General features: G+C 35.2%; 4 protein-coding genes. All 4 read left to right on the top strand.

Going from position 1 to position 9,103, the window contains the following annotated elements; all coding sequences use genetic code 11:
- Positions 1-328: 328 nt before the first annotated feature.
- Positions 329-3,145, top strand: coding sequence for a carbamoyl-phosphate synthase large subunit (carB, locus tag R3333_RS09525; protein ID WP_318958560.1), 2,817 nt, complete (start codon positions 329-331; stop codon positions 3,143-3,145).
- 1 nt (position 3,146) lies between these two features.
- Positions 3,147-3,395: a hypothetical protein gene (locus tag R3333_RS09520; protein WP_318958559.1), complete on the top strand. Its 249-nt coding sequence runs from the start codon at positions 3,147-3,149 to the stop codon at positions 3,393-3,395.
- Between the two features lie 128 nt (positions 3,396-3,523).
- Positions 3,524-6,283 carry a histidine kinase gene (locus R3333_RS09515; RefSeq protein WP_318958558.1) on the top strand — a complete coding sequence of 920 codons (2,760 nt, stop codon included), beginning with the start codon at positions 3,524-3,526 and terminating at the stop codon, positions 6,281-6,283.
- A 245-nt stretch (positions 6,284-6,528) separates the two neighbouring features.
- On the top strand, positions 6,529-9,103 hold a 2,575-nt coding region (locus R3333_RS09510; protein WP_318958557.1), incomplete at its 3' end, for a histidine kinase.

The raw sequence follows: 9,103 nt of genomic DNA, 5'->3' as shown, positions 1-9,103 counted from the left end.
ATTTTATATCCACAGATTATTAATATTTCAATTACGACAATTAAGTATTGTGCCAAAAACCTAACCACTTGATAAACAACACCTACAAGATTCAACCCCCTATAACAGCTGTTCGAAAACGAACAATCCCTGTTCGGAAACGCACAGTAAGATGGGGTTTCCAAGAAAAAATAAAAGTCGCTCTAAGGTTGTCCCCCAAGGAATTACAATTAAAAACAACGCTTTCTTGAAAACTATCTCCAATAAACTTTTTAAACAGGATAAAAGGTGCTAAATTTGCCCCCAATTTGGTTTAACATTTTTGGAAACAAAAAAAAATTAGTTCAGAATGCCTAGAAATGAAAGCATTAAATCGATATTAATTATCGGTAGTGGCCCAATTGTTATCGGTCAAGCATGTGAGTTCGATTACTCAGGATCTCAAGCAGCACGTTCCTTAAGAGAAGAAGGAATCGAAGTTACTTTGATTAACTCGAACCCTGCTACAATTATGACAGATAAAGTTGTTGCAGACAACGTTTATCTAAAACCTTTGGAGCCAGAGAGCATTCTTGAAATTTTAGCGGAACACAAAATCGATGCAGTTCTACCTACAATGGGAGGACAAACAGCATTGAACCTTGCCATCAAATGTGATGAAATGGGTATCTGGGAAGAGCACGGAGTAGATATCATCGGAGTTGACATCAACGCGATTGAGATTACAGAAAACCGTGAGGCATTCAGAAACTTAATGGAGGAGATTGATGTTCCTATGGCTCCCCAAACAACTGCAAAATCTTTCTTAGAAGGTAAAAGTGTAATGCAAGAATACGGACTTCCTGTTTGTATTAGAGCATCTTATACTTTAGGAGGAGCGGGGGCAGCTATCGTTCACGATGAAAAAGACTTCGACGACAACTTAAATAAAGGTTTACACGCCTCTCCGATTCACGAGGTGATGATAGATAAAGCCTTATTAGGTTGGAAAGAATACGAATTAGAGTTATTGAGAGATAAGAACGACAACGTTGTAATTATCTGTTCTATTGAGAACTTCGACCCTATGGGGATTCACACAGGAGACTCAATTACAGTAGCTCCAGCAATGACATTATCTGATACAACTTTCCAACGTATGAGAGACATGGCTATTAAAATGATGCGTTCTATCGGTAACTTTGCCGGAGGATGTAACGTTCAGTTCGCCGTTTCTCCAGACGAGAAAGAAGATATCATTGCTATTGAAATTAACCCACGTGTATCTCGTTCTTCTGCATTGGCATCTAAAGCAACAGGTTACCCTATTGCAAAGATTGCTTCTAAGTTGGCGATTGGATACACATTGGATGAACTAGACAACCAAATTACAAAAACTACTTCTGCATTATTTGAACCAACATTAGACTACGTTATCGTTAAGATACCACGTTGGAACTTCAACAAATTCCCTGGTGCTGATCGCCAGTTAGGATTACAGATGAAGTCAGTTGGTGAGGTAATGGGAATCGGTAGATCATTCCAAGAGGCATTGCAAAAAGCTTGTCAGTCACTAGAAATTAACCGTAACGGTTTAGGGGCAGACGGAAAAGAAGTTACCAACCAAGATGAAATCCTTCACTCATTAGCACACCCAAGCTGGAATAGATTATTCCACGTTTACGACGCCATCAAATTAGGTATTCCTTTCAAAACTATTTTTGAGAAAACTAAGATTGATGTTTGGTTCTTGAAGCAGATTGAAGAATTAATCAAATTAGAAAGAAAGATTGAAAAATTCTCTGTAGATAACATCTCTAAAGACTTGTTATTCGAAGCTAAGCAAAAAGGATATGCTGACCGTCAATTAGGTCACTTATTAAGATGTTTAGAATCTGAAGTACACGAGAAAAGAGAAGAATACGGTATTAAGAGAGTTTACAAATTAGTAGATACTTGTGCCGCTGAGTTCCCAGCGCAAACGCCATACTACTACTCTACTTTCGAATACGAAAACGAAAGTGAAGTATCTGACAAGAAAAAAGTGATTGTATTAGGATCAGGACCAAACAGAATTGGTCAAGGTATCGAATTCGATTATTCTTGTGTACACGGAGTATTGGCAGCCAAAGAATGTGGATACGAAACGATTATGATCAACTGTAACCCAGAGACAGTTTCTACTGACTTTGATACAGCGGATAAATTATACTTCGAGCCAGTATTCTGGGAGCACATTTACGACATCATCAAACACGAGAAGCCAGAAGGTGTAATCGTTCAGCTAGGTGGTCAAACAGCCTTGAAATTAGCAGAGAAATTAGAGCGTTACGGAATCAAAATTTTCGGAACGAGTTACGATGCATTAGACTTGGCCGAAGATAGAGGTAGATTCTCTAAATTATTGAAAGAAAACAACATTCCTTACCCTAAGTTTGGAGTTGTTGAAAGCGCAGAACAAGCGATAGAATTATCGAAAGATTTAGGTTTCCCATTATTGGTTCGTCCATCATACGTATTGGGTGGTCAGAAAATGAAAATCGTTATTAACGAGGAGGAATTAGAACACCACGTGGTAGATATCTTAAGAGATATGCCAGAAAACCAAATCTTATTAGACCACTTCTTAGGAGGGGCAATTGAAGCAGAAGCTGATGCAATTTGTGATGGTGAAAACGTACACATCATTGGTGTTATGCAGCACATAGAGCCAGCGGGTATTCACTCAGGTGACTCTTACGCAGTATTACCTCCATACAACTTAGGAGATTTCGTAATGCAACAAATTGAAGACATTACGAAGAAAATCGCCGTTGAGTTGAAGACAGTAGGTTTAATGAACATACAGTTTGCGATTAAAGACGAAATGGTATACGTTATCGAGGCCAATCCAAGAGCTTCTAGAACGGTTCCATTCATCGCCAAAGCATACGATGAGCCGTATGTAAACTACGCAGCGAAAGTAATGTTAGGAGAAAAGAAAGTAACTGATTTTGATTTCAACCCTAGAAAAGAGGGATACGCAATCAAGATACCAGTATTCTCTTTCAACAAATTCCCTAACGTAAATAAAGAATTAGGACCAGAGATGAAGTCTACAGGAGAGGCCATCAGATTTATCAAAGATTTGAAAGACCCATTCTTTAGAAAAGTATTCTCTGAAAGAAACTTATACTTATCAAGATAATATGTTGTTCTTACTCTTTGCAGCCAATTTTCTAAGAACAGTTTTAATAATTATAGCTGTTCTGGTAATTGTTCGTTTCATTGGTAAACTAATGAATGCCAAACGAAACATCAGTGAACAAGAACGCTTTAACAAGCAAAAAGAAGCGTACCGCAGGGAGAAAGAAGAAACACAACGTAATATCGGAAAAGTCTCCATATTCAAGGGTCGAAAAGAGGCCGAAGATGTAGACTACGAAGAAGTTGATTAACTCAGAAAAAGCACTAATTTAGCGATTAGTGCTTTTTTTATTATATGCGAATTCTAACACTTTTACTCCTATTTTCTATAAGCCTTTTCAGCTTTGGTCAATCCGACTTTGAGGTACAAGGTTTAAATGTGAGCGAACTCCTTAATGTCCCCAGCTTAGAGACTTATAAAATAAAACAAGACACCAAGGGAAACATTTGGATATTAACCGACGCTGGAGTTGTTCAATACAACGGGAGCTCTACCCGACTATTCACCAGCAAAGATGGTTTATCAAGCTCCACCATTTTTGATATGTACGAAGACCAATTTGAACGAATTTGGTTTATTGGTTCATCTTCAGATTTATGTTATTACAAAGATGATGAAATCCACACTTATCAATACAACGACACCCTTCGAAAAATTTTAAATGGGAAAGTTAGAATATGGAAAGAGCTTTATGTGGATGCTAATGATATTCTATATTATTCCATCAATGGAAATGGATGTTTAAAAATCACAAAAGACGGTAAAATATCAAACCTAAAACAAAAGGACGGTATAGAAATAATCCCCATTGAACAACATCATTTAATCTCTTTCAATATTTTAAAACAGAACTATAGACATGGTAAAAATAAAGACAGTTTGGCACTAGATTTTTACTTTAAGAAATACCATCAAAAGGCCTATTTCATACGAATTAATTCAATAAATCAAACACATCAAATCATAGGAGGTTCCAACTTCCATATTATTTATAATCGACTTTTAAGAGATACCACTTTTTTAGAAACTGAGGAAGATGTTGTTTACATCACCCCTTATCAAAAGGAGGTGTTAATTGCAACACCACAAGGTTTTTATCGTGGTAAAACCATGGTAAATCACGTACAACGGACTTCTCCTTTGATGCTTCCCAATGAGTATATCACCTCCATTCTCGTTGATAATCGTGGTGCAATTTGGGTTTCTACATTAGAAAATGGGATATTCTACTTCCCCGATTTTAAGCTTGGAAAATCATCCTATATTCATGCAACTACTGACAAGAATATTAATAAAATATTCACCTTTAAAAATGACTTATACGCATTGAGTTACTCCTCTCTTTTCAATGTTTCACAAAAGAGTTACCACACTACTGTTGGAGGTGAAGAATTCTGCAACTTCCTTACAATTGGTGATGAATTAGTTTTATCAAAGGGAGGTATAATAATTCCTTATAAAAATTCGTATGCACATATCCTTCCTTTTTCTAGAGATCTTAAAGTAGCTGGATCTAAAATTTTTGTTTCATCTTCTGACAGGATTTATACAATTACTCTTGATAGTTTGAAAAGTGAAGCTTTTTTCACTCCATTAGATCACAGTACGTTTTCCTATTCCAAGAAAATTGCTTTGATTGATTCAACTACTATTTTACATAGCGGATTAGAAAAAATAAGTATTCTGAAAAAACATGAATTCGTAAAAGAGTTACAAGGTAAATTCAATGTCCAACAAATGAGCAGGACGAGTGATCAAAGAATCTTGATACTTGAAAAAAACAAAGGTCTGTTTTACCTTGATTTAAACACACTAGAGATTAAACCATTAGATAAGATTAATCATTTACTTCCAGAGGTTGAATTCAACACCTTCGCATATTCTCAAGATAGAAAGGAGTACTTTATAGGTTCAAATTCAGGTTTATTTATCTACAAAGATTCAGAAAACTGCATCAAACATATAGATAAAAACCATGGAATTTCGTCGAACCAGGTGAACAGCTTACACATTGATAAAGACATGCTTTACTTTGGAATTAAGGGCAATCTCTACAGCTATGATTTAGCTTCGGAGTCGGAAACTTCACCCATCACACCTCCCGTATTTGGCGCATCTTTAATGACCTCTGATTCAATTTCAATCAATATAGACCAACAAACAAATTTCATCCTTCCTTCTACCGAAAAGTTTTTCGAAATCAAATTAAAAACGCATTCTTATTCCAACTGGTTCAATAAACAATATCAATTTAGAACAGACTCCACAAATACATGGATTACCACCAACAGTCCTTCCTTTACAATTACCAATTTAAATGGTAAATACAATATAGAAGCACGTTATAAAATTAACGCCTTTACTTGGTCCCCCCCCTTCGAAATAGTAAGCATTCAGGTTACACCTCCGTGGTATAAGGCTTGGTATGCCTTATTGCTTTACTTTATCTTACTCGGAGCAGTAATACTTTTGATTGTCCGTTTCAGAGTACAGCGAAAAATGAAAAAATTACAAATTCAAAACAACCTGCTGTCTTATCAACAGCGGTTGAACAATGCCCGAATTAAACCCCATTTTATTTTCAATGTACTGAACTCTATTAACAGTCACATACACTTCAATGAAACCAAGCAAGCCTCTAATTATTTAATTAAATTCTCTAACCTGATGCGCAACATTCTTGAAAAATCAGGTAACGATGAGATACTCATTGCAAAAGAAATTGAACTTTTAAATTCTTACTTAGAATTAGAACTTATACGTAAAGAAGATAAATTTCAATTTCACCTCGATATTCCTATGGAATTAAAAACAGCCTCTATACCTTCCATGCTGATTCAACCCATTGTAGAAAACGCAGTTTTACACGGCACTTCAAATCACGACAATGTAATTCGTATTCAGTTTAGTTATCACGATAAGAACAGTGTTAAAGTTGAAATAGCCAATAAAGGTTCGATGACCAAAGACCAAATATTTAAATGGAACAACTCCCCTTCTGACCACGCTGTAGGCATCACTAGAGATCGAATCAATAATTTTAAAATACTTTTTAATAACAAGGAACTCGCCTTCTACTTAATCAACGAAGAGAACTGGACTAGAGTAATAATCATCTTACCTGTTTACAAAAATTAATTCGCGCTATACAATCACCTATGTTTACGTTGGGAATAAAAAACATTTCAGAACTACTTTTTAAAAATGCGATTGGTATAACCAAAGAACAGATTAAAAACCTTTCCTTACTCCGGGCCAATAATTCTTTAAAATTAGACCTGAAAACAGTCTAAGGGAAAACTTGTTTGGAATTTATATTACCTAATCTACAAAGAAGACGGTACAGAAGCTTAATTTATATATTATTTTTGGTGAAGAACAACATGAATAAGTCACCCCTTATCAACACATACAGCAAGGTTTTAGCATTAATAGTATTAATGGTCTTGTCTCCTTTAAAAAATTGGGGACAAAATAACTTTGCCCAAGCCAGTTATCAAATCAACGAACAATGTGGTCTCAATAGTACTGAGTCTTACCACATCATGAAAGATAGCAAGGACAATCTTTGGATATGTACCGATATGGGCCTTATACGTTACGACGGATTCAATGCCACTTCATTTACTACCAAAAATGGATTACCCAGTAATGTAATCTTTCAATCTTACGAGGATCCCTTCGGTAGAGTTTGGGCACTCAGTATTAGGAAACAACTTTACTACATCCAAAATGATAGTGTTTATCCTTACCGTTATAACGCAATTTTGGATACACTCATCGACTTGGATGACTACCTCTTTAAACGTATCACATTTACAAAAGATAGCACCCTCCACTACAGTAATTCATTCAAGGGAGCTTTTACAATAGACAAAAAAGGGAACTACAAGAGCTATCCAACCAGTGAAACAGAATTTGAAATCAATGAGGTTGAAGAAAGTTTTATGCTTTCCTGTTGGCCTATACATGGAAAAGTTAATTTCCAAATCAATTCATCGAATAACTATCAACCCAACTATATTGATTCTCTTTTCTACCACAAACCTTCTGACATAAGCAACCTTAAAAAGAACACACAACAGGGTACCATAGAAGGTTTAATATTACTGGGAGGAAAAGTAATTGCCTTGCCTTCGGTTACTGAATTAGCTGCTAACGTTACTGCCCTTGAACAAATACCTAACACCAATGAATACTGGGTGGGTAAAAACAACAGAACTTACCGTGCAAAGTATCAAAACAACAAACTAATAGAAATTAAAAACTCTAGTATTAACCATAACCTCTATGTGAGCTCTATCTATGTAGACAATGATGGAAACACTTGGTTTAGTACGCTTGAAGAAGGAGTAATCTACCTGCCAGAATATAAGGTCCATCATCTCACCGATTTTACCGGTAATAAGATAGAACATGAAGTTTTAGATTTTGCTGTTATCAACGAAAACACCCTTCTTTCTTTTAAAAATGAGCTTTACGACATGGCTCAAAACACGAGTTCTCCCTCAGATCACTCCAAAATCATTTATAGAAACAGAAAGCTTTTTGTAACCAACCTAAACCGTATTGATGATTACTTTAATTCAACTTCTTATCCCCAGAACACAGAATTTCTACCCTTTGCTAGAGACGTGTATGTAAACGACAATCATTTATACATAGCATCCTCTTATATCGGAAGAATAAATACCCTTACAGGTGAAACGGACACCCTCCTGTACAGGCCCGATTTAATACGATACATTTCTCAGGTCGCCTTCTCCGAAAACAAACTATTTTATACCTCAAAAAATAAACTATTCAGTGTTTTCAAGGACTCTGTAGAACTTTTATTTGACTTTGGAAATAAAGAAATTACAGATTTAATTTACTTTCAAGATAGGTTATTGATCTCAACCAAGAACTTCGGTATTTATCAATATTCAAACGGAGTAACAAAGCCATTTTTAAATCGAAAAAACGGTTTAAATAATGAAAAAGTAAATATTTTACAAAGCTCAGAAAACGGACGTTACTTATACATTGGATGTTTTAAAGGCTTAGAAATTTACGACCAATTCACAAATAGATGTATAAGCATCTCCAAAAACCAAGGACTAACTGATTTAAAAATCAATAAACTGGAGGAAGTTAATGGCAACCTTTATATAGCTACCGAAAAAGGGTTTTATAAAATAAGTTACAATGACATTCGCAACCTGAGTAAAACCAACATATCTGAAGACATTAGACCCGAAGTAACCAATTTAAGGGTGGACGGAGACAACTACAAAAACTTAATTTCATTACCGACGGATGCCAAGGTATTGAGTATTAGTTTTCAAATAAAAGATTTGAAAAATTGGTTCAATAAGAAATACCAGTATCAAATCAATGGCGGTGAATGGATAAATGTGCTATCCCCTCAAATCACCCTTACCAATCCACAAAAAAGATTAAAAATAAATCTGAGGTATTTTATGAGTAATAATACCTGGAGTGACAGTATGGTCTTGATAGAGGGCAGTATTCGAGAACCCTTTTATACTTCTATTTGGTTTTTTGGTGTATTACTTTTCTTTCTTGGTTTTGTCGTCTTTTTAATCCTTAAAGGGGTGAACTCAAGTAAAATTAAAAAGCTGGAAAAAGAAAATGAAATGTTATCCTATCAGCAACGCATGCAAAATGCAAGGATGAAACCACACTTCATATTTAATGTATTGAATTCTATTTACAGCTTCATTCTTTTCAATGAAAATAAAAATGCTGCTAATTATCTCTTAAAATTCTCTGCATTGATGCGTAGTGTGTTAGAAAATTCAAGTGATGAGAAAGTAAAAATAAGTGAAGAGATAAAACTTCTTGAGAACTATCTTGAGTTGGAAAACCTTAGACACGATAATTCTTTCAAATACGATATAAAAACGCACAGTACAGATAAGTTTTTAGAGATTCCTTCGTTAATGATTCAACCCT

Source organism: Lishizhenia sp. (assembly GCF_033720595.1).
Lineage (GTDB): Bacteria > Bacteroidota > Bacteroidia > Flavobacteriales_D > Crocinitomicaceae > Lishizhenia.
This window is presented reverse-complemented; position numbering and strand designations above follow the sequence as displayed.

Bases quoted from the DNA above. Each gene is read 5' to 3' on its own strand.
- R3333_RS09520 (WP_318958559.1), top strand. From the start codon at position 3,147: ATGTTGTTCTTACTCTTTGCAGCCAATTTTCTAAGAACAGTTTTAATA.
- carB (WP_318958560.1), top strand. From the start codon at position 329: ATGCCTAGAAATGAAAGCATTAAATCGATATTAATTATCGGTAGTGGC.